Origin of the sequence: Streptomyces sp. NPDC001549 (genome assembly GCF_042894025.1) — a bacterium.
In the GTDB taxonomy this organism is placed as follows: Bacteria; Actinomycetota; Actinomycetes; order Streptomycetales; family Streptomycetaceae; genus Streptomyces; species Streptomyces kutzneri.
Genome location: NZ_JBIAVJ010000013.1, coordinates 208,932 through 229,291, shown reverse-complemented (window position 1 = coordinate 229,291; position 20,360 = coordinate 208,932). Strand labels below are relative to the sequence as shown.

Annotated in this window: 17 protein-coding genes and 1 pseudogene; 7 read left to right on the top strand and 11 right to left on the bottom strand. The window is 73.7% G+C overall.

The features are described 5' to 3' along the window. Positions 1-116: 116 nt before the first annotated feature. Genes ACFY04_RS22585 through ACFY04_RS22575 form a run of 3 tightly spaced genes read left to right on the top strand, consistent with a single transcriptional unit; the run spans position 117 to position 2,555 of the window. On the top strand, positions 117-911 hold the full coding sequence (locus tag ACFY04_RS22585; protein WP_189739530.1) for an ABC transporter ATP-binding protein: 795 nt from the start codon (positions 117-119) through the stop codon (positions 909-911). After that, positions 898-1,794, top strand: a complete 897-nt coding sequence (locus ACFY04_RS22580) for an ABC transporter permease (RefSeq protein WP_389119087.1) — start codon at positions 898-900, stop codon at positions 1,792-1,794. Before ACFY04_RS22585 ends, ACFY04_RS22580 begins: the two co-directional genes overlap by 14 nt. A 5-nt stretch (positions 1,795-1,799) precedes the next feature. Beyond that, positions 1,800-2,555, top strand: a complete 756-nt coding sequence (locus tag ACFY04_RS22575) for a sirohydrochlorin chelatase (RefSeq protein ID WP_389119085.1) — start codon at positions 1,800-1,802, stop codon at positions 2,553-2,555. A gap of 10 nt (positions 2,556-2,565) precedes the next feature. On the opposite strand, the gene ACFY04_RS22570 is transcribed toward ACFY04_RS22575, so the two are convergent. The 5 genes from ACFY04_RS22570 to ACFY04_RS22550 form a co-directional block, all read right to left on the bottom strand. Beyond that, positions 2,566-2,718 carry a hypothetical protein gene (locus tag ACFY04_RS22570; RefSeq protein WP_389119084.1) on the bottom strand — a complete coding sequence of 51 codons (153 nt, stop codon included), beginning with the start codon at positions 2,716-2,718 and terminating at the stop codon, positions 2,566-2,568. A gap of 5 nt (positions 2,719-2,723) precedes the next feature. Next, positions 2,724-3,725 (bottom strand): ketopantoate reductase family protein, encoded by a 1,002-nt coding sequence (locus ACFY04_RS22565; protein WP_389119083.1) that lies wholly within the window; start codon positions 3,723-3,725, stop codon positions 2,724-2,726. A gap of 114 nt (positions 3,726-3,839) precedes the next feature. Then, positions 3,840-4,418: a DUF1697 domain-containing protein gene (locus tag ACFY04_RS22560; RefSeq protein ID WP_389119081.1), complete on the bottom strand. Its 579-nt coding sequence runs from the start codon at positions 4,416-4,418 to the stop codon at positions 3,840-3,842. A 20-nt stretch (positions 4,419-4,438) separates the two neighbouring features. Further along, the gene (gene mgt, locus ACFY04_RS22555) at positions 4,439-5,641 is read right to left on the bottom strand and encodes a macrolide-inactivating glycosyltransferase (RefSeq protein ID WP_389119079.1); all 1,203 of its coding nucleotides are present in this window, start codon (positions 5,639-5,641) and stop codon (positions 4,439-4,441) included. A 51-nt stretch (positions 5,642-5,692) separates the two neighbouring features. Beyond that, positions 5,693-7,885, bottom strand: coding sequence for an FUSC family protein (locus tag ACFY04_RS22550; RefSeq protein WP_389119078.1), 2,193 nt, complete (start codon positions 7,883-7,885; stop codon positions 5,693-5,695). Positions 7,886-7,969: 84 nt separating this feature from the next. Here ACFY04_RS22550 and ACFY04_RS22545 point away from each other — a divergent pair, with 84 nt between their 5' ends. Then, positions 7,970-8,833: a phosphotransferase enzyme family protein gene (locus ACFY04_RS22545; RefSeq protein ID WP_389119076.1), complete on the top strand. Its 864-nt coding sequence runs from the start codon at positions 7,970-7,972 to the stop codon at positions 8,831-8,833. 24 nt (positions 8,834-8,857) lie between these two features. Here the strand turns inward: ACFY04_RS22545 and ACFY04_RS22540 are convergent, their stop codons facing one another. From ACFY04_RS22540 to ACFY04_RS22530, 3 genes are all read right to left on the bottom strand, one after another. After that, entirely contained in the window at positions 8,858-9,577 is a 720-nt protein-coding gene (locus tag ACFY04_RS22540) for a 3'-5' exonuclease (RefSeq protein WP_351155409.1), read from the bottom strand. A 113-nt stretch (positions 9,578-9,690) separates the two neighbouring features. After that, positions 9,691-10,023, bottom strand: coding sequence for a hypothetical protein (locus ACFY04_RS22535; RefSeq protein ID WP_389119075.1), 333 nt, complete (start codon positions 10,021-10,023; stop codon positions 9,691-9,693). 62 nt (positions 10,024-10,085) lie between these two features. Then, positions 10,086-11,363 carry an SAV2148 family HEPN domain-containing protein gene (locus ACFY04_RS22530; RefSeq protein ID WP_389119073.1) on the bottom strand — a complete coding sequence of 426 codons (1,278 nt, stop codon included), beginning with the start codon at positions 11,361-11,363 and terminating at the stop codon, positions 10,086-10,088. A 286-nt stretch (positions 11,364-11,649) separates the two neighbouring features. On the opposite strand from ACFY04_RS22530, the gene glgX reads away from it, so the two are divergent. After that, the gene (gene glgX / locus ACFY04_RS22525; RefSeq protein ID WP_389119071.1) at positions 11,650-13,764 is read left to right on the top strand and encodes a glycogen debranching protein GlgX; all 2,115 of its coding nucleotides are present in this window, start codon (positions 11,650-11,652) and stop codon (positions 13,762-13,764) included. Here glgX and ACFY04_RS22520 read toward each other — a convergent pair. Then, positions 13,749-15,065, bottom strand: coding sequence for an MFS transporter (locus tag ACFY04_RS22520; RefSeq protein ID WP_389119069.1), 1,317 nt, complete (start codon positions 15,063-15,065; stop codon positions 13,749-13,751). The genes glgX and ACFY04_RS22520 overlap by 16 nt on opposite strands. A gap of 82 nt (positions 15,066-15,147) precedes the next feature. Here ACFY04_RS22520 and treY point away from each other — a divergent pair, with 82 nt between their 5' ends. Continuing rightward, a complete protein-coding gene (gene treY / locus ACFY04_RS22515; protein WP_389119067.1) occupies positions 15,148-17,418 on the top strand; it encodes a malto-oligosyltrehalose synthase in 2,271 nt (756 codons plus the stop codon). Positions 17,419-17,445: 27 nt separating this feature from the next. Here the strand turns inward: treY and ACFY04_RS22510 are convergent. Then, positions 17,446-17,878: pseudogene (locus ACFY04_RS22510) on the bottom strand (LysR family transcriptional regulator substrate-binding protein); the annotation flags it as partial. Between ACFY04_RS22510 and ACFY04_RS22505 the strand changes: the two are divergent. Then, complete coding sequence (locus ACFY04_RS22505) at positions 17,828-19,075, top strand: FAD-dependent oxidoreductase (protein ID WP_389119065.1); 1,248 nt, start codon at positions 17,828-17,830, stop codon at positions 19,073-19,075. The pseudogene ACFY04_RS22510 and the gene ACFY04_RS22505 overlap by 51 nt on opposite strands. Positions 19,076-19,090: 15 nt before the next feature. Here ACFY04_RS22505 and ACFY04_RS22500 read toward each other — a convergent pair whose 3' ends face one another. Further along, the gene (locus ACFY04_RS22500; RefSeq protein WP_389119063.1) at positions 19,091-20,311 is read right to left on the bottom strand and encodes an RNA-guided endonuclease InsQ/TnpB family protein; all 1,221 of its coding nucleotides are present in this window, start codon (positions 20,309-20,311) and stop codon (positions 19,091-19,093) included. Positions 20,312-20,360: the final 49 nt, after the last annotated feature.

Below are 20,360 nucleotides of genomic sequence, written 5' to 3'. Positions count from 1 at the left end.
CTACGACCTGACACTCCTGAACAAGGTCCTCAAGGCCGCCGGCAAGCCCGAGGTCTCCGACGCCGGCCTCGGCGCCAAGTAACCCCGCAATCCAGCAATCCCAGGAGGTGACGACCATGGCCACCACGCTTGCCAAGGCTGCCGAGGGCTCCGTCGCGGAGCGCACGCACGCCGCCCGCATCGAGCACGTCTCGAAGTCCTTCTCCGGCCCGGCCGGATCGCAGCTCGTCCTGGACGACATCAGCCTTGATGTCGCTCCCGGCGAGTTCGTCACCATCCTGGGTGCCTCGGGGTGTGGAAAGTCCACGCTGCTGAACCTGGTCGCGGGTCTGGACAAGCCGTCCGCGGGGTCCATCGAGACCCCCGGCGGCCGTCCGGCGCTGATGTTCCAGGAGCACGCCCTCTTCCCGTGGCTGACCGCGGGCAAGAACATCGAACTGGCCCTGCGCCTGCGCGGGGTGGCCAAGGCCGAACGCCGCCCGGAGGCCGAACGGCTGCTGGAGCTGGTCCGCCTCGGCGGCTCGTACGGCAAGCGCGTGCACGAGCTGTCCGGCGGTATGCGCCAGCGCGTGGCCCTGGCCCGGGCGCTCGCCCAGGACAGCCGGCTGCTGCTGATGGACGAGCCGTTCGCCGCGCTCGACGCCATCACCCGGGACGTGCTGCACGGCGAACTCACCCGCATCTGGGCCGAGACGGGCCTGTCCGTCCTCTTCGTCACCCACAACGTGCGCGAGGCCGTCCGCCTCGCCCAGCGCGTGGTCCTGCTCTCCTCCCGGCCCGGCCGGGTCGCGAAGGAATGGACCGTGGACATCCCGCAGCCGCGCCGCATCGAGGACGCGGACGTCGCGGAACTGTCCCTGGAGATCACTGAACACCTGCGTGGGGAGATCCGCCGCCATGGCCAGCACTGACATCACTTCGAAGGCCACGGGCAAGACCGACGACCTGGCCGGCCTGGAGGCGGGCCTCGACGCCCTCGACGCGGTCCAGACCCACCGCACCCCGGTCCGCGAGATCCTCGTCAAGAAGGTCCTCCCGCCGGTCCTGGCCGTGAGCCTGGTGCTCCTGGTCTGGCAGGTCCTCGTCGCGACGCACGTGACCGAGGAGACCAAGCTGCCCGCGCTGTCCGCGGTGTGGGACAGCCTGTCCGACATGTGGGTCAAGGGCACGCTGCTGGAGGTCATCTGGACCAGCGTCGCCCGCGGTCTGCTCGGCTTCCTGCTGGCCCTGGCCATCGGTACGCCGCTCGGACTCCTCGTCGCCCGGGTGAAGTTCGTCCGCGCCGCGATCGGCCCGATCCTGCAGGGCCTGCAGTCGCTGCCGTCGGTGGCCTGGGTGCCGCCGGCCGTCCTGTGGTTCGGCCTGAACGACGCGATGATGTACACGGTGATCCTGCTGGGCGCCGTCCCGTCCATCGCCAACGGCCTCGTCTCCGGCATCGACCAGATCCCGCCGCTGTACCTGCGGGCCGGCCGCACCCTGGGTGCCACCGGTCTGCGGGGGGCCCGGCACATCGTCATGCCGGCCGCGCTGCCCGGCTACCTGGCCGGTCTGAAGCAGGGCTGGGCCTTCTCCTGGCGCTCGCTGATGGCCGCCGAGATCATCGCCTCCTCGCCGGACCTGGGCCTGGGCCTGGGCCAGCTGCTGGAGAACGGCCGCAACAACATCGACCTGCCGGGCGTGTTCCTCGCGATCATCCTGATCCTGGTGGTCGGCATCGCCATCGACCTGCTGATCTTCAGCCCGGTCGAGCGGTGGGTGCTGCGCAGCCGCGGCCTGCTGGCGAAGAGCTGATCGCCGTGTCCCCCGCACTCCTGGTCATCGCCCACGGCAGCCGCGATCCGCGGCACGCGGCGACCGTGCACGCCCTCACGGGGCGGGTGCGGGCGCTGCGGCCGGGGCTGCGCGTGGAGACGGCCTTCCTGGACTTCAACACCCCGTCGGTGGGGCAGGCCCTGTCCTCGCTCTACCTGTCCGGCGTACGGGAGGTCGTGGCGCTCCCGCTGCTGCTGACCCGCGCCTTCCACGCGAAGTCCGACATCCCGGCGGCGCTCGCCGAGTCGACCTCGCGCCTGCCGGGGCTGTCGGTGCGGGTGGCGGACGTCCTCGGACCGTCCCCGCTCCTGCTGACCGCCCTGGAACGCCGGCTCACCGAGGCCGGCCTCACCCCGGCGGACCGCGCCGGCACCGCCGTGGTGCTCGCGTCCGCCGGCTCCACGGACCCGGAGGCGATCGCAGTGATCGCTGAAACCGCGCGGGAGTGGCGGCGCACCGGTTGGTGTGCCGTGCGGCCTGCGTTCGCCTCCGCTGCTCTGCCCCGTACGGAGGACGCCGTACGGGCCCTGCGCGCCGAGGGCTTCGACCGGGTGGCGGTGGCCCCGTACGTCATCGCCCCCGGCCGCCTCCCGGACCGCATCGCGGCCGGCGCCGACGCCGCGGGCGCGGACGTCGTCGCGGACGTCCTGGGCGCGGCCCCGGAACTGGCCCGGCTGCTGCTGCGCCGCTTCGACGCGGCCGCGACGGCGCCGGCCCGGCTGCCCGCGCTGACCGCGTAGGCCCCCGGCCTCAGTCCGCGGGCGCCGCGCCGCGGGTGCTGTCGGCCTCGGGGCCGGCGGCGGCCATGGCGGCCGGGCGGAGCAGGGCGAAGAGCATCAGCGGCCGACGGCGGGCGCTGTCGTCCTCGAAGAGGTTCGCCGAGACCGTCAGGCTGATCCACATCCACCTCAGACGCGGGCCGCCGCCTCGTCCGCGAGGGCCGTCAGGTCCACGGCGGACATCGAGCCCGGCGGCAGGCCCTCCCGGGCGAAGATGTTCGCCGCGTGCCGCAGGACGTCGTTGACCGGGGTCGGCACCCCGTGCAGCCGGCCCAGCAGGGAGATCTCCCCGTTGAGGTAGTCCGCCTCCACCGAGCCCGTGCCCCGCGCCAGGCTCTGCCAGGACGAACCGCCCCGCACCCCTGCCGGCTGGTTCACCTTGCCCTCGCGCGCCGTCGACTGCTCGGCGTCCGAGGCGTAGGCGATGCCCGCCGCGCCGAAGGCCGCCTTGCCTTCGCGGACGGCCCGCAGGAGCAGCGCCGCCTTCACCGGGTCCGGCTCCGGTCCGGTCGTCGCCTGGATCGCGTTGCCCAGGTTCCCGAGCAGCTTCGCGTACTTCCACCGCATCACGTCCTCGACCGGCGGCGCCTCGAAGCCGGCCTTGCCGAGGTCCGCCGCGACGGCCCGGGACACGGCGTCCGTGCCGCCCGCCGCCCGGCCCACGTGCAGGATCCCGGTCAGCGGCGCGCACAGCGCCGAGACCACGCCCGGCTCCAGGAAGGTGGCGGGCAGCCATACGCACACCCCGTACACGCGCGCGAAGCGCCGTAGCGCCAGCCGCTCGCTCTCCACGCCGTTCTGCGCGCACAGCACCGGCAGGCGCTGCGCGGCCGTACCGCCGCCCGCGACCTCCGCGTCGCCCCACGCGTCGAGCGCGGCGATGGCGTTCTGGGTCTTCACGGACAGCAACAGGACATCGTCCGGGCGCAGTTCACCCAGTTCGTCCGGTCCGGTGACGACGGGCAGCCGGTGCACCCGGGTCCCGTCGGCCGTCGTGAGCCGCAGTCCCCCGGCCCGCAGGGCCTGTGCGTGCGCGCCGCGGGCGACGAGTACGACCTCGCCGCCCGCCTCCGCGAGCCGTCCGCCGATGGTGGCGCCGACCGCGCCCGCGCCGATGATGATGTAACGCATGCCACGAGCCTGGCACATCCGGCCCGCCGGGTCGCCGTCGGGGGAGGCGAGGGTGTACTCCGCCCTCAGCGCACACCTGTTTGTACGGCCCGGCGCGGGGCCTCGGGCGCGGGGTCAGACCGCGGTCAGCTCCACGAGCTTGGCGACGGTGTTCCAGTTGCGGGTGGTCACGTCGATGCCCTTGACGACGGCGGGCCTGGCGAGGGCCTCGGCGAGCTTGGAGCGGCCCAGGCCTTCGGGGACGTAGAGGTAGAGGACGCGCTCGCCGATCCGGTACTCCTCGGGGAGGTACGCCGCCCCGTCGAGCGCGGCGAACCGCTCCGGGCCGGGCTGTTCGGAGCAGAAGGTGACGTGCAGCTGCTTGCCCTCCAGCTCCGCCGCCGGGAACGGGCAGGCCTCGGCGACGGCGCGCAGGTACGCGCCGTCCAGCACCAGGCACGCCACGCGGAAGCCGAAGTGGGCCTCGATGGCCGCCTCCAGCTCCCGGGCGAGGGCCGTCGGGTCCTGCCGCGCACTGCTGAAGACGGCGTTGCCGCTCTGCAGGTACGTCTCCACGTCGCCGTGGCCGAGCCCCTCCAGCAGCGCGCGCAGCTCCGCCATCGGGACCTTCTTGTTCCCGCCGACATTGATCCCGCGCAGCAGGGCCGCGTACTTCTTCGTCGTCGCCTTCTCGGCCGTCGCCTTCTTCGTCATGGGCGCACCCTAGAACCCGCCTACGACAATTCGGCCTCGATGAGGTCGGCCGCCTGCCGTGTGCCGCCCTCGGTCGCCATCTGCGCACGGACGGCCTCCGCGCGGGCGGCGACCCTGGGGTCGGCGACCAGGTGGAGGACCGCCTCGCGCAGGGTCGCGGCGTCGGCGTCCGCCATCGGGACGTGCCGGGCCACGCCGAGGGAGACGAGCATGTCGGCGTTGCCGAACTGGTCGACGGCCTGCGGGACGGCGACCATCGGGGTGGCGGTGGCGAGCCCCTCCTGGCTGCCGCCGGCGCCCGCGTGCGTGATGAAGGCGTCGGCCCGGCGCAGGATGTCCAGCTGGGGGACCCAGCGGTGGACCTCGACGTTGGCGGGGACCGGGCCCAGGTCCGCCTCGTCGGTGAACTTGCCGATCTGGAGCACGAGATACCAGTCGGGCAGGTCCGCGAAGGCCTCGATGCAGGCGCGGTAGAAGGCCGGCTGCTTGGTGAAGGCGGAGCCGAGCGAGACGAGCACGATCTTCCTGCCCTCGGCGGCCGGGGGCCTGTCCCAGGTGCCCTGGGTGGCGCTGCGGTCGCCCTGGCAGGCGCCGACGAAGGTGTACACGGACCCGTCGACCCGGTCGGCGTGCGGCTGCAGAGCCCGGGGGATGAGGACGATGCTGCGCCGGGGGCGGCCCTGGAAGCGGTCGACGTCGTCGCCGAGGCCGTTCCCGGTGAGCCAGGCCGCGAAGGCCGCGTAGTACGCCCGGCCGCGCTCGGAGGCCTTCAGCTCGGCGAACATCGGCTCGGCCACCTCCTGCTCGTATCCCTCCCAGGCGACCAGGTTCGGGGAGAGGGAGACGGCGGGGACGCCCCAGCGATGGGCGAGCACGGGCGCCGGGTAGGAGGTGATGTCGTGGAGCACGAGGTCCGGCTCGTCGCCCTCGAAGGCGGCGGCGAGCTGCGGGAGCGCCTGGACGGCGTCCTTCAGGAACGGCTCCAGGTTGTCGATGAGCTCGGTGCCCCAGGCCTCCGGCTCGTCGTCGGTCGGGAGGGTGGAGGTGTAGATCACGGGAGTGGCGCCGGTCTCCGCGACCTTCTCGGCGAAGGCGGCGGGGATGGCGTAGCTGACGCGGTGGCCACGGGCCACGAGTTCGCGGATCACCTCGATGCTCGGGTTCACGTGCCCGTGGGCGGCGATGGAGAACATGGCGATGTGGGCGGGCTTGGCTGCGGTCATGATCGAACGATAAGCGAGACGATACGTCTCGTGCAATATCTTTCTCACCGATCACGCCGGACCGGCCCGGCGGGACGAACCGGAGGAGCCGGAGGAGCCGGGCGGGCCGGGCGGGCCGGGCGGGTGGTCCGAGGCCGTGATGCGTGCGACGTCGACGGTGAGCGAGTCGAGCCAGGCGAGCGCGGCGAAGAACCGCGGCGAGGAGGCACGCGGCGGGTCGTCCAGCGTGGGCACGCCGGGCGGCGGCGCGCTCTGCGGGTCCGGGGCGTCCGAGGCCTCCGGGGCCGCCCCCGCCCGCTCGGCCGCCTCCCGCATCCGGCCGGCCACCCCCGCCGCCCGGCCGTCCAGCCGGGCGCCGTTGTCCGGGCCCACGGCCGGGCCGCCGCGGACGACGAGCCGCCGCGAACCCCACAGCACGTGGTGGCCCGTCATCATGGCCGCCTGCCAGTCCGTCGTGGGGTCCTCGGTGTTGCGGGGCTCGCTCTGGTGCTGCGCGAAGGCGGACTCCGCCATGATCAGCGCGTGCTGGAGCGGATGGTCGTCGGGAGTGTGCCCCGGCCCGCCCTCCACCACGTCGGCCGTGGTCCGCTCGACGGTCTCGGCCTCCCTCGTCAGCAGCAGGGCGACCGCCCGGTGCAGCTCCCGCTGCGCCCCGCGCGGCCAGGCGAGCACCCCGAACACGACGCCGATCAGGCTGCCGATGATCACGTTCAGGATCCTGACCTCGGCCAGCTGCCAGGTCACGGGGGCCAGCTGCGCGAAGACGAAGGCCACCACGAGGGTGAACATGCCCTGGGCCCAGCCCACGCCCCGTACCGGCCCCACCCGGAACGCCGTGAGCATCACGAACGGCAGGGCGATGGCGTAGATGGTGGTGTGGACGCCGATCAGGGCCAGCAGGACCCCGGTGACCAGGGCTCCGAGCAGGGTGCCGGTGATGGCCACCCGTACAGTCGCCCGGGTCTGGGAAGCGGTCGTCCGGGTCAGGCTGAGGACGGCCAGCATCGCCCAGAAGCCGTGGGGCAGCGAGTCCACGCCCGCGACCGTACGGGCCGCGGCGAGCGCGAGGCTGATCCGTACGGCGTTCTGGAAGTACACGGACCGGGGTCCGGCGTGTCCCGCCATCCGGTGCCACCACAGGAGCGGCGCGAGCTGACCGGCGTACCAGAAGCGCCCGGCGTCGACCTCGGCGGGCTTCCGCGCGCGCCGGCCCCGTACCGCCAGCTCGGCCGCCGTCGTCAGGGCCACGGCGGCGTCGGACACCTCCAGCACGGCCGCCCGGCGGCGGCCCCGCGCCACCGTCGTCGGCGGCTCCCGCGCGGCCGCCGACGCCGCCTCCTCCCGTACGCGCCGCAGGGCGGCGGCCGCTTCGGTCGTGTCGGCCGTGCCGTCCAGCAGGGCCGAGGTCTCGGTGACGGCCCGGGCGACCGCGGCCAGCACCTCGGCCTCCGGCACCTTGGGCGGCCGGTCCGGGGGCGGCGGCTCCGGGGGCGCCGGGGGCAGGTTCACCATGCGGCCCAGGAGCGTGCGGGCGGCCAGGCCCACGTGGGCCAGGGCGCGGTCGTGCAGCCCCGGCCCGGCGGGCCGGTCCGCCTCGTCGATCCGGAACGGCCGCAGCGACTCCCCGGCCGCCCGGGCCGTCTCCGCCGAGACGGCGGACAGCGTGTACGGGGCGCGGCCCAGCTCGGCGGCGCAGCGGGCGGCGGTGCCGGCCGCCCCGGCGGCCAGCCGCCGGTAGGTGGGCCCGGGCTCCTCGGGCAGGAGGAAGACCTCGGCGAGGACCAGCAGCACCAGGCCGAAGGTCGCCCCCACGAGCCGTTCGAGGAGGGTGTCCGGTGCGTAGGGCGGGAAGCACGGCAGGATGTAGAGCAGCTGCAGCCCCGGGGCCGCGCCCGCCGCGCGGGGACCGGCCGCCGCCACGAAGGCCAGGGCGAAGCCGATCAGGAGCATGCCGGCCACGGCGCTCCAGGTCCGGATCGCGAGGTAGGTGCCGATCGTCAGCAGCACCCAGGCCACGGGCGTCGCCTTGACCATGACGGCCGCCCGCTGGCGCCCGGTGCCGGGGATGTGGGAGAGGGCCGCCATCGACACCGCGGCGAACAGCGCGTACGTCGCCGCCACCGGCCGGTCCAGCGCGTACAGGCACACGAAGAACGAGACGCACGCGGCGAGGGTGGTGCGCAGGGCGCGCCGCGTCACGACCGAGGGACCCCGGTCGGCGCGTCCGTCATGTTCGGCGCACATGACTCCAGGATCGGGCCACCTGCCGGAAGCCACCACATACTGACGGACGGCAGCGGATCCGGAGCGAGGGGCGAGAGCGGCGGTATGGACGAGGCACGGGCGAGGCACGTACTGGCGGCAGCGGGCCTGACCGGGGGCGCGCCCGGGGCGGCGGTCCTCCTCGCGCTCGGCGAGAACGCGGTCTTCGCCGTCGGCGACCTGGTGGTGAAGGTGGGCCGGGAGGCGGCGCTGCTGGAGCGGGCCGAGCGGGAACTCGCGGTGGCCGGCTGGTTCGCCGCGGCCGGGATCCCGGCGGTCCGCGCGGCCGAGCCGAAGCCGCGGCTGGTGGACGGGCACCCGCTGACCCTGTGGCACCGGCTCCCGGACGCGGTGCGGCCCGCGGGGCCCGGGGACCTGGCGGCGCTGCTGCGCCTCGTGCATGCCCTGCCCGAGCCGCCGTTCGCCCTGCCCGCGCGGGACCTGCTGGGCGGGGTCGAGCGCTGGCTGCGGCTGGCGGGGAACTCCGTCGACCCGGCGGACGCGGCCTATCTGCGAGCCCGCCGGGACGCGTACGCCGGTGAGCTGGCGGCCCTGACCCCGCGGCTGCCCCCGGGCCCGGTCCACGGCGACGCCCTGCCCCGCAACGTCCACGTGGGCCCCGACGGCCCGGCCCTGGTCGACCTGGAGACCGTGTCGGCCGATCTGCGCGAGCACGACCTGGTGGTGATGGCGCTCTCCCGCGACCGGTACGGCATGCCCGCCGAGGAGTACGAGGCCTTCGTGACGGCGTACGGGTGGGACGTCCGCGACTGGGAGGGCTGCGCGGTCCTGCGCGGCGCCCGGGAGACGGCCAGCTGTGCCTGGGTCGCCCAGCACGCCCCGGCCGACCCGAAGGCCCTGGCCGAATTCCGCCGCCGCGTGGCCTCCCTCAGGGAAGGCGACCGGGAAACGCGGTGGCACTCCTTCTAGGAAGGCCCTGCCGGCCGGTCCTGCCTAGGCCGGGACCAGGCCGCGCAGTGGCCAGGCCTCGTCGATCACCGCGTCCGGGGTGCCCTGGCGGCGCAGGTACGACTGGAAGTCCCGGGCCCAGCGCGCGTGCCAGGTGCTCTGCCGCGCGTGCAGGTCGGCCGGGGTGAGCGCGGCCACCTCGGGATGCCGCTCGGCTATCGCCCGGGCGACCTGGACCGCGGCCAGCGCGTCCGCCCCGGCGTCGTGCGCGTCGTCGAGGGTGACCCCGTACACCCCGCAGACCGCCTCCAGGGTCCGCTTGCCCCGCCGGTAGCGGTCCACGGCCCGGTCGATGGTCAGCGGGTCCACCACCGGCCCGGTCTGTGCCCCGCCCAGCCGGTCGGCCAGCGAGGGCAGCCCGTGCCGGGCCAGCTCGGCCGTCAGCAGGGTCAGGTCGAAGGCCGCGTTGTACGCGACCACCACCGCGCCGGCGCGCCAGTGGCCTACCAGGGCCTCGGCGACCTCGTCCGCGACCTCCCGCACCGGGCGCCCCTCGGCGACCGCGCGCTCCGTGCTGATCCCGTGGATCGCCGAGGCTCCTTCCGGAATCGGTATCCCCGGGTCCGCGAGCCAGCCGCGCCGCTCGCGCACCGCTCCGGCCCGCACCTCGACCAGGGCCGCCGTCACGATCCGGGATTCCCCCGGCTCCGTGCCGGTCGTCTCCAGGTCGAATCCGATCAGCACACCGCCGTGCCAGTCCCCCATGCCGTGCCAGTCCTCCACCCCGTGCCCCTCCCCCGTGCAACGCCTTCGGTCAACGGGTTTCAGCCTGCCACGGGGCACTGACAGCCAGGCCGCCGGGGCCGCCGGGGCGTGGATCAGAGGCCCAGGGTCAGCCAGCCGAAGGTCTGCCGGTAGGCCCGGCTCAGCAGCGCGCGGCCGCGCAGGCCGGCCCGCCAGGCGAACACGGACGCGAGCAGGTGGACGACCGCGACGGGCCCGCCGACCCACAGCGCGGCGGCCGCCGGCGTCCCGAACCAGCCGACGACCACGGCGGCGACGAGCGCCACGCACAGTCCCAAGTGCCCTTCGCCCGTGTCGAAGCGGAATAACTCCGCCCAGGCCTCCCGGTCCGCCTTCAGCCCCGCCTCGTACCGTTCCCGTGCCTTCTCCGGATCCGCGTACTTTCCCTCGGGCCATGGCTCCAGCACCGTTCCCCGCCCCCCTCGTAGGTCGTGCCCCGTTGCCCGTGCCCCGTTGCCCGTGCCCCCTGTCAGGACACCGGCCGGGAGTCCTCCCACATCGACTCGAACTCTTCCCGGTACGTCGTGAACAGTCCGTGCTCCGCGTCCTTCGGCACCCCGCGCCCACCGCCCCGCAGCACCAGGACGGGCGACTCCATGCCGCGCGCCCGCCGCAGGTAGGACTGGACCACCGCGATGCCCGAGGACTGCCCCTCCACCAGGTAGGCGGTGAACCGCGGGGTCTCGTCGAAGACGTGGATCTCGAAACGGGAGGGGTCCCGCAGACCCGCCCGGACCCGGCGGACGTGCAGGATGTTCATCTCCACCGAGCGGCTCAGCTCGCCCTTGCGCAGCCCCAGTTCCCGCTCGCGCCGCTTCACGGCGCTGCTCGCCGGGTTCAGGAACAGCAGCCGTACCCGGCACCCGGCCTCCGTGAGCCGGACGAGTCTTCGGCCCGAGAAGTTCTGGACCAGCAGGTTGAGACCTATGCCGATGGCGTCGAGCCGCCGCGCGCCCCCGAAGAGGTCCTCGGCCGGGAGCTGGCGCTGCAGCCGCACCCGGTCGGGGTGGACCGAGATGACGTCCGCGTACCGGTCGCCCACCAGGTCTTCGACGGCGTCGATCGGCAGCCGTTCCGCGGAGGGGCTGCCGGAGACCCCGCCCAGTACCTCCAGCAGGCGCGCCGAGGCCCGCTCCGCCTGCTCCAGCACGGGCCGGGACAGCGCCCGGTTGCGGGAGACGACATTGCGGGTGACCTCCAGCTCGTCGAGGGCCAGCTCGATCTCGCGCCGGTCGTCGAAGTACGGCTCGAAGCACGGCCAGTGCTGGACCATCAGCTCCCGCAGCTGGGGCAGGGTCAGGAAGCTCAGCACGTTGTCGTCGGCCGAGTCGAGCAGGTAGCCCTTGCGCCGGCTGACCTCGCGCACGGCCACGGCCCGCTGCACCCATTCCTGCCCGGCGGGCCCGGCGGCCGCGACGACCCAGTCGTCCGTGCCGTGCACCGGTTCGTAGATGGGCCGGAGCACCGCCCCGACCACCGCGCGCAGCCGCTGTTCGATGAGATTCAGCCAGATGTACGCGCGGCCGGCCCGCTGTGCCCGGGTCCGGACCTCGCTCCAGGCCTCCGTGCCCCAGTCCAGCTCCACGCCGGTCCCCGCGTTCCCGGCCGCCGCCGGTCCGCCCGCCAGGGAGACCGCCCCGGCCGGGATCCCCGCGGGTGTCCCGCCGGGGACACCCCCTGGGGCGTCCGCCGGGCCACCCTCGTGACTGCTGTCACCAAGGGGCAGCTCCAGACCTCCCGAGCTCACCCGTGCACCGCCTTCTGCGTCTGGACGCCCGTCTCCAGTGATCACGGAAGGGTACTCCGCGCGCACGGCCCGGTGCAGCCCGACGGCCCGTACGGAGGCTGTCGGTTGACCCATTATCCGATGCGCAGACAGTCCGCTGACCCGCATATCAGCTCTGCGGGTCACCCGGTAGGACCCCTCCCAAGTCCGCGCTTGCGGCCCCTCTTTCGGGGAAGATCTGGCAGGGACGTGGTCCACGCCGGGTCAGCCGGGACATCTTCGGGCAACGAGGGAAGAGTCGTTATCTATGCAGGTCTGGCCGGGACAGGCGTATCCGCTGGGTGCCACGTACGACGGCGCCGGCACCAACTTCGCGGTCTACTCGGAGGCCGCCCGACGCATCGAGCTGTGCCTCCTCCACGACGACGGGTCGGAATCGGCCGTGGAGCTGCGCGAGACGGACGCCTTCGTCCGCCACGCGTACCTGCCCGGCGTCATGCCGGGCCAGCGCTACGGATTCCGTGTGCACGGCCCGTACGAGCCCGAGCGCGGCCGGCGCTGCAACGCGGCGAAGCTGCTGCTGGACCCGTACGCGCGGGCCATCAGCGGCCGGGTCAGCTGGAACGAGGCGGTGTACGGCTACCACTTCGGCCGGCCGGACTCGCGCAACGACCTGGACTCCGCCCCGCACACGATGAGCTCGGTGGTGGTGAATCCGTACTTCGACTGGGCCAATGACCGGCCGCCGCGCCACGAGTACCACCACACCGTGCTGTACGAGGCCCACGTCAAGGGTCTGACCATGCACCATCCGGACCTCCCCGAGGAGCTGCGCGGCACCTACGGGGCGCTCGCGCACCCGGCGGTCATCGGCCACCTCGCCAAGCTCGGGGTGACGGCGCTGGAGCTGATGCCGGTCCACCAGTTCGTCAACGACCACCGGCTGGTCAACGACGGGCTGAGCAACTACTGGGGCTACAACACCATCGGCTTCTTCGCCCCGCACAACGGCTACGCCTCAGGCGACCGCGGCCAGCAGGTGCTGGAGTTCAAGTCGGCGGTCCGGGCGCTGCACGAGGCGGGCATCGAGGTGATCCTCGACGTGGTCTACAACCACACCGCCGAGGGGAACCACCTGGGGCCGACGCTGTCCTTCCGGGGGCTGGACAACGCCTCGTACTACCGGCTGGCGGAAGATCCGCGCCATTACATGGACACCACCGGCACCGGGAACTCGCTGCTGATGCGCTCCCCGCACGTGCTCCAGCTGATCATGGACTCGCTGCGGTACTGGGTCACCGAGATGCACGTGGACGGCTTCCGCTTCGACCTGGCGGCGACGCTGGCCCGCCAGTTCCACGAGGTGGACCGGCTGTCCTCGTTCTTCGACCTGGTCCAGCAGGATCCGGTGGTCAGCCAGGTGAAGCTGATCGCGGAGCCCTGGGACCTGGGCGAGGGCGGCTACCAGGTGGGCAACTTCCCGCCGCTGTGGACCGAGTGGAACGGCAAGTACCGGGACACCGTACGGGACCTGTGGCGCGGGCAGCCGCGCACGCTCGCGGAGTTCGCGGGGCGGCTGACGGGCTCCTCGGACCTCTACCAGGACGACGGGCGGCGCCCGCTGGCGTCGATCAACTTCACCACCTGCCACGACGGTTTCACCCTGAACGACCTGGTCTCGTACGACGAGAAGCACAACGAGGCCAACCGGGAGGGCAACCGGGACGGCGAGACCCACAACCGTTCCTGGAACTGCGGTGTGGAGGGGCCCACCGAGGATCCGGAGATCCTGGAGCTGCGCGAACGCCAGATGCGCAACTTCACGGCCACCCTGATGCTGTCGCAGGGGGTGCCGATGCTCAGCCACGGTGACGAGTTCGGCCGTACCCAGCAGGGGAACAACAACGCCTACTGCCAGGACAACGAGTTGAGCTGGGTGTGCTGGCCGGAGCCCGGCAAACCGGCGCCGTCGCTGCTGGAGTTCACCCGGCGGATGGTGTGGCTGCGCCGTGACCACCCGGTCTTCCGGCGGCGCCGGTTCTTCCACGGGCGGCCGGTGGAGGGCACGCACGACGAGCTGTCCGACATCGCCTGGTTCACCCCGCACGGGGAGGAGATGCGGGCGCGGGACTGGCAGGCGCAGCACGCGAAGGCGCTGACGGTCTTCCTCAACGGGGAGGCGATCTCCGAGCCGGGCACCCGCGGGGAGCGGATCACCGACGACTCGTTCCTGCTGATGTTCAACGCGGGCGCGGAGCCGCAGGACTTCACCGTTCCTGAGGGGCACGGCGCGCAGTGGCGGCTGGTGGTCGACACGGCGCGGGCGGACGTACTGCCACCCGGCACCGGGCCGCAGTATGCGGCCGGTGACCGGGTGGCGCTGACGGGGCGGTGCCTGGTGGTGCTTCAGCGCCCGGCGTAGGCGGCGCCGCTCCCGTCCGTCACCGGGGCGGAGCCGGTCCGCGGGCCCGGAATGCTCACCCCGGCGGTGTGCGTCCGGGCGGCGGGCACCTTGGTGACGAGGGCGAGGACCAGGCAGAGCGCGGCCGCCCCGACGGCCACGGCGAAGGCCCCGGCGGGGCCGTACGTCTCGGCGAGGCACCCGCAGACGACGAGTGCCGTGGCCTGCCCGGCCACCAGACAGCTGGCGGCGAAGGCCATCGCGGTGGAGAGCCGGGCCGGTTCCACGGCCCGCTCGGTGAGCGCGAACGCGGTGATCAGGTGGGGTGCGTAGGCGGCGCCCAGCACGGTGACGACGGCGTACAGCGGCCACAGGCTGTCGGTGAACAGCAGGGGCACCGAGAGCACCAGGGCCGCGCCGGTCGCCACCCGCCAGCGCAGCCGCAGCCCGAAGCGGGCGGGCAGCGCGCCGAGCGAGATGCCGACGACCGCGCTGACGACGCCCATGGCGGAGTAGACGACGGCGGCCTGGTCGGGGACGCCGAGCCGGATGGTGAGCGCGGTGATGCCCGCCTGGCAGGCGCCGAACATCGCGCCCTGGAGGGCGAGGGAGCCGCGTACGGCGTGGACCACCCCGGGCGGCCGGACCCGGCTTCCCGGGAGCCGGTCCCGCGCGGGCGGCCCTCCCCCGGACTCCGTCCGGGGGTACCCCCCGGTGACGGCGGCGGTCGGGTGCAGCGCGTAGGCGGTGCCGAAGACGGCGACGAGGCCGGCCGCGCCGGCGAGGGCGACGGCCGGGTGTGCCAGGAGAGCGGCGAGTCCGACGAGGGCGGGTCCGAAGACGAAGGAGACCTCGTCCAGGGTGCCTTCGAGCGCGTGGACGGCGCCGACGACGCTCTCGCCGGACTTGGCCCGGTGCGCCAGGGCCACCGAGCGGGTGCGGGCGAGCGGTCCGATCAGCGGTACGGAGGCGCCGGTGAGGGCTCCGATCGCGGCGAGCGGGACGGTGGCCAGGTGCGTGAGCGCCCCGGCGACCAGGGCGGCGGTGGCCACGGCGTTGACGGCGGCCGCGGCCAGGACCACGCGGCGCTGCCCGTGGCGGTCGGCGAGCCAGCCGAGGACGGGCCCGAAGAGGACCTGCCCGATGGAGAGGGCGCCGCCGACCGTGCCCGCGGTGGCGAGGGATCCGCTGGTCTGGGCGACCAGCAGGAAGCTGCCGAACTGGGACATCGCGACGGGCAGTCGGGCGAGGAAAGAGACGAGCGGAAGTAGGGGCCCGGTCAGGGCGATGACTTGTCGATAGGTGCTGACGGTTCCAACCACTTGATCGACACTAACCCGGCGCAGTCACTCGGATGCATTGGGTAATGGCACGGAATCCGGCAGGTTGGGTACGTACGTTCTCATGAGCCAGCCGCACGCGACCCCCAAATCGGAATCTGACGTTCCGACACCAGTCACTCCGACGTCGACCTACCGCCTCCAGCTGCGCCCGGAGTTCCCCTTCGCGGCGGCCGAGGCAGCCGTACCGTACCTCGCCTCGCTCGGCGTGTCGCACCTGCACCTCTCCCCCGTCCTGGAGGCGGTGCCCGGCTCGACGCACGGCTACGACGTCACCGACCACTCCCGCGTGCGGGCCGAGCTCGGCGGCGAGCCGGGACTGCGGGCCCTGGCCGGGACCGCCCGGGCGCACGGGCTCGGGCTGGTCCTCGACATCGTGCCCAACCACATGGCGGTACCGACCCCGCTGCGGCTGAACCGGCCCCTGTGGGAGGTGCTGCGGGAGGGCCCCGGCTCGCCGTACGCCCGCTGGTTCGACATCGACTGGGAGGCGGGCGGCGGGCAGGTGCTGCTGCCGGTGCTGGCCGGGCCGGTGGACTCCTGCGAGCTGCGGGCCGACGGCGAGGTGCTGCGCTACGGGGAGCAGCAGTTCCCGCTGCGGGAAGGGACCTCGGGGCTGGCGCTGCCCGAGCTGCTCGCCGCGCAGTGGTACCGGCCGGCCTGGTGGCGCGAAGCCCGCACCTCGCTCAACTACCGGCGTTTCTTCACCATTTCGGAGCTCATCGGGGTCCGGGTGGAGGACCCGGAGGTGTTCACGGCCACCCATGCGAAGGTGCTGGAGCTGGTCCGGGACGGGGTGGCGGACGGGCTGCGGATCGACCACGTGGACGGCCTCGCGGACCCGGAGCAGTACCTGCGGCGGCTGCGGGCGGCGACCGGCGACGGCTGCTGGGTGGTGGTCGAGAAGATCCTGGCCCGCGAGGAGCGGCTGCCGTCCGCCTGGCCGGTGGCGGGGACCACCGGCTACGACGCCCTGCACCGGGTCGACGGGGTCTTCACCGACCCCGAGGGCGCCGCCGAGCTGGCGGCCCGGTACGGGGAGACCACCGGACTGCCCCGCTGGCCGGAGGCGGCCCGGGCGTCCGCCCGGGAGGTGCTGACCGGCGACCTGGCCGCCGAACTGGGGGCGCTGGAACGGCAGGCCGGTCCGGAACTCGCCTCAGCCGTCCGGGAGTTGCTGATCGCCTTCCCCGTCTACCGGCCCTATCCCGGGGAGCCGGACCTGCCGCCGCGGGCCCTGGAGCAGGCGGCTGCGGCGGCCGGTCCGGGCGCGGTGGCCGCCGTACGGGAGCTGCTGCTGCGGGATCCGGCCTTCGCCGCCCGTTTCGCCCAGACCTCGGCAGCCCTGCGCGCCAAGTCCCTGGAGGACCGGGCCTTCTACCGTTACGCGCCGCTGCTGTCGGCCACCGAGGTCGGCGGGGAGCCGGGACGGCCGGCGGTGTCGGCGGCGGAGTTCCACGCGTACTGCGCCGCCCTGGCCCAGGAGTGGCCCGCGGCCGGGACGGTCCTGTCCACGCACGACACCAAGCGCAGCGCGGACGTCCGGGCCCGGATCGCGGCACTGTCCCAGGCGCCGGAGCTGATGGGGCGCCCCGAGGGACCCGACCCCCAGCTGGCCTGGGTGGCCCGGCAGACCGCGCTGGGGCTCGGCCGGGTCCCCGAGGCCGGGCCGCGGCTGGCCGGTGCACTGCTCAAGGCGGTCCGCGAGGCGGCCCTGCACACCAGCTGGACCGAACCGGACGAGGAGTACGAGGCGGGCGTGGCCGGGTACGTCCCGGCCCCGCTCGACCTCCCGGCGGAACTGGCCGGGGCGGCCCGGGCGAACCTCCTCGGCATGACCCTGCTGCACCTGGCGATGCCGGGGGTCCCGGAGGTCTACCAGGGCGCCGAGACGGAGTACCGGGCCCTGGTGGACCCCGACAACCGGCGTCCGGCCCGCTTCCCCCGCCGGGCACTGGCCCGGCTGGACACGGGGGCCGCCCCCGGGGACCCGGCCGAGGAGAAGCTGGGGCTCACGGCCGCCCTGCTGCGGCTGCGCCGGGACCGGCCGGAGCTCTTCCGGGGCTACGCGCCGGTCCTCGCGCGGGGCCCGGCGGCCGGTCATCTGCTGGCCTTCACCCGGGCCCCCGGGCTCCTGGTGGCGGCCACCCGGCTGTCCCACCGGCTGGCCGCGTCGGGCGGCTGGCGGGACACCCGCCTGCACCTGCCTCCCGGCACCTGGACCCGCTTCGCCCCCGTCTCCCCGCGCGCGGACTCGACCGTGTCGTACAGCGGTCCGGCCGAGGTGGCCGCCCTGCTGGACGGCCGCCCGGTGGGTGTCTGGCTGCGCCGGTGATCCGGCGGAGCCGGGGCCGTACGCCGCTCAGTGCGGCGGACCGCCGGGGCAGCCCGGATCCGGCGCGGCCCCGGCACCGGCACCGGCCCCGGCACCGGCACCGGCACCAGCACCGATCAGCTCCGCGAAGGCGGCCGCGGCACCGGTCAGCGGGACCCGGGAGAAGACCGCCAGGGGCCGGTGCCACGGCGGGTCGAGGGAGAGCAGCACGCAGTCCTCGCCGACGGCGCCGCGGACCATGTGGGCCGGGGCCATGACGACGCCCACCCCGGCGGCCGCCATCCGTACCGCCGTCGAGGTGTGCTCCGTACGCAGCACCGTGTGCGGGGTGAAACCGAGCGCCCCGCACGCCCGGTCGAGGACGAGGACACCGTCGACCAGCGGTTCCATCGCAGCGGATCCAGTCGCGGTGGGCGAGTTCGGCGAGGGCGACGGCCGTGCGGCCGGCCAGCGGATCGTCGGGGTCCGGGCGAGCGTGGAGTCGGTCGACTGGTCGGCCCTGACCGCCACCCGCGACGACATCGTCTCCCGCAACCACAAGGGTGTGGAAAGCCACTTGGACCACGCTGGGGTGCGGGTGGTGTGCAGCGGCGCCCGGTTGATGGGACCGCGTTCGGTACGGACCGAGGACGGGCGGGAGTTCACCGCCGCCCGGGGGATCGTGCTGGCCACCGGGTCCCGGCCGCGTACCCTGCCCGGTCTGGAGCCCGACGGCCGCACGGTGGTGACCAGTGACGACGCGCTGTTCGCGCCCGGCCTGCCGGCTTCGGTGCTGGTACTGGGCGGCGGGGCGATCGGGGTGGAGTACGCGTCCTTCCACCGTTCCATGGGCGCCGAGGTGACCCTGGTCGAGGCCGCGGACCGGCTGGTCCCGCCGGAGGACGCGGATGTGTCCCGGCATCTGGCGCGGGGCCTGAAGAAGCGCGGGATCGACGTGCAGACCGGGGCCAGGCTGGAGGGGGCCGAGCGGCTCGCCTCCGGCGGTGTCCGGGCCACCGTGCGCACCGCGCGGGGGGAGCTGCGGGAGATCGGGGCGGAGCGCCTGCTGGTGGCGGTCGGACGGGGCCCGGTGACCGACGGCCTGAACCTCGCGGCGGCCGGACTGGCCACCGACGGGAGGGGATTCGTGGCCCCGGCCGACTGGTCCCGGCTGGAGACCGCCGACCCGGGGATCCACGTGGTGGGCGACCTGCTGCCGCCGCCCTCGCTCGGGCTGGCGCACGCCTCCTTCGCGGAGGGCCTGCTGGTCGCGGAGACCCTGGCCAGGGTGGCGAGCGCGCCGGTGGACTACGCGGCGGTGCCGCGGGTGACCTACTCGGCCCCGCAGACCGCCGCCGTCGGGCTGACGGAGGCGCAGGCGCGCGAGGCGGCGTACGACGTGGTGGTGAACACGATGCCGCTGACCGCCGTGGCCAAGGGCATGGTGCACGGGCAGGGCGGCACGGTGAAGGTGGTCGCAGAGCGGGACGGGCGGGTGCTCGGCGTGCACCTGGTGGGACCGCACGTGTCGGAGATGATCGCGGAGAGCCAGCTGATCGTGGGCTGGGACGCGGAACCGGGCGATGTGGCACGGCACATCCACGCCCACCCGACGCTGTCGGAGGCGGTCGGGGAGGCCTTCCTCAGCCTGGCGGGCCGCGGACTGCACCAGCATTGACTTCCGGTCCCCGCCCTAAAGGGCGGGGATTCCTACCACGGTCGCCTGACCGTCTCGGTGGGTTCCTGTTTCTACGCGCTGTGCCGAGACGAGTCCCGGTCTTACCCGCGCCCCGCAGGCTGGTACCGCCAGTCCGGCGGCCTTGGCAATGTTGACCGCCGCATTGATGTCCCGGTCGAGGAAGGCCCCGCACGCCCCGCATTCCCATACGCGGATGTGGAGGGGCTTGGGGCCGTCCCTGACGCCGCACTGCGAGCAGACCTGGGAGGTCGGCTCGAAGCGTCCGATGCGTACGAGGGTGCGCCCGTACCGGGCGGCCTTGTACTCCAGCATCGACAAGAACGCCGACCATCCGGCGTCGTGTACGGACTTGGCCATGCGCGTACGGGAGAGTCCCTTGACCGCCAGGTCCTCAACGGCAACCGCTTGGTTCTCACGGATGATCTTTGTTGAGAGCTGGTGGTGGAACTCGCGCCGTGCGTCGGCCACCCGCGCGTGTGCGCGGGCGACCTTGATACGGGCCTTCGTGCGGTTGCTGGAGCCCTTGGCTTTGCGGGACAGACGGCGCTGTTCCCGCTTCAGCTTCTTCTCGGCCCGGCGCAGAAAACGGGGGCTGTCGATCTTCGTGCCGTCCGAGAGGATCGCGAAGTGAGTCAGCCCCAGGTCGATACCGACCTGGCCAGACGTCTCGGGAAGCGCCTCGTCCGCGCCGGTCTCGACCACGAATGAGGCGAAATACCGGCCGGCCGCATCCTTGACCACGGTCACCGTGGACGGGACGGACGGCAGTGCGCGGGACCACTTCACCCGCACGTCGCCGATCTTCGGCAACGACAGGTCGCCGCCGGAAGTGATCTTCCATCGGGAGTTGGCCGTGAACCGTACGGCCTGCCGATTGTCCCGCTTCGACTTGAAGCGCGGCGCCCCCATGCGCGGGCGCTTCCCCGCGAGCCCGCCGAAGAAGTTCCGGTAGGCGGTGTCCAGGTCCCGCAGCGACTGCTGCAGGATCACTGCCGACACCTCGCCCAGCCAAGCGCGGGCCTCGGTGGTCTTCGCCTCGGTGATCAGCAGCTTGGACAGGTCTCCGGTCTTCGGGAACGCCTCGCCTGCGGCGCGAGCGGTCTCACGGGCCCGAAGGGCATCGTTGTAGACCACACGAGCACACCCGAACGCCCTCGCCAGCGCCGAGCGCTGCGGACCGTTCGGGTACAGGCGGAAGCTGTACCGAAGTTGCACGCCGATCAGCGTACTGCGGTTGGTTTACGGCTGAGTATCAGAACATCCG

Coding starts and splice junctions, on each gene's coding strand:
- ACFY04_RS22585 (WP_189739530.1), top strand. CDS start 117: ATGGCCACCACGCTTGCCAAGGCTGCCGAGGGCTCCGTCGCGGAGCGC.
- ACFY04_RS22580 (WP_389119087.1), top strand. CDS start 898: ATGGCCAGCACTGACATCACTTCGAAGGCCACGGGCAAGACCGACGAC.
- ACFY04_RS22570 (WP_389119084.1), bottom strand. CDS start 2,718: ATGTGGATCAGCCTGACGGTCTCGGCGAACCTCTTCGAGGACGACAGC.
- ACFY04_RS22565 (WP_389119083.1), bottom strand. CDS start 3,725: ATGCGTTACATCATCATCGGCGCGGGCGCGGTCGGCGCCACCATCGGC.
- ACFY04_RS22560 (WP_389119081.1), bottom strand. CDS start 4,418: ATGACGAAGAAGGCGACGGCCGAGAAGGCGACGACGAAGAAGTACGCG.
- mgt (WP_389119079.1), bottom strand. CDS start 5,641: ATGACCGCAGCCAAGCCCGCCCACATCGCCATGTTCTCCATCGCCGCC.
- ACFY04_RS22550 (WP_389119078.1), bottom strand. CDS start 7,885: ATGTGCGCCGAACATGACGGACGCGCCGACCGGGGTCCCTCGGTCGTG.
- ACFY04_RS22545 (WP_389119076.1), top strand. CDS start 7,970: ATGGACGAGGCACGGGCGAGGCACGTACTGGCGGCAGCGGGCCTGACC.
- ACFY04_RS22540 (WP_351155409.1), bottom strand. CDS start 9,577: ATGGGGGACTGGCACGGCGGTGTGCTGATCGGATTCGACCTGGAGACG.
- glgX (WP_389119071.1), top strand. CDS start 11,650: ATGCAGGTCTGGCCGGGACAGGCGTATCCGCTGGGTGCCACGTACGAC.
- treY (WP_389119067.1), top strand. CDS start 15,148: ATGAGCCAGCCGCACGCGACCCCCAAATCGGAATCTGACGTTCCGACA.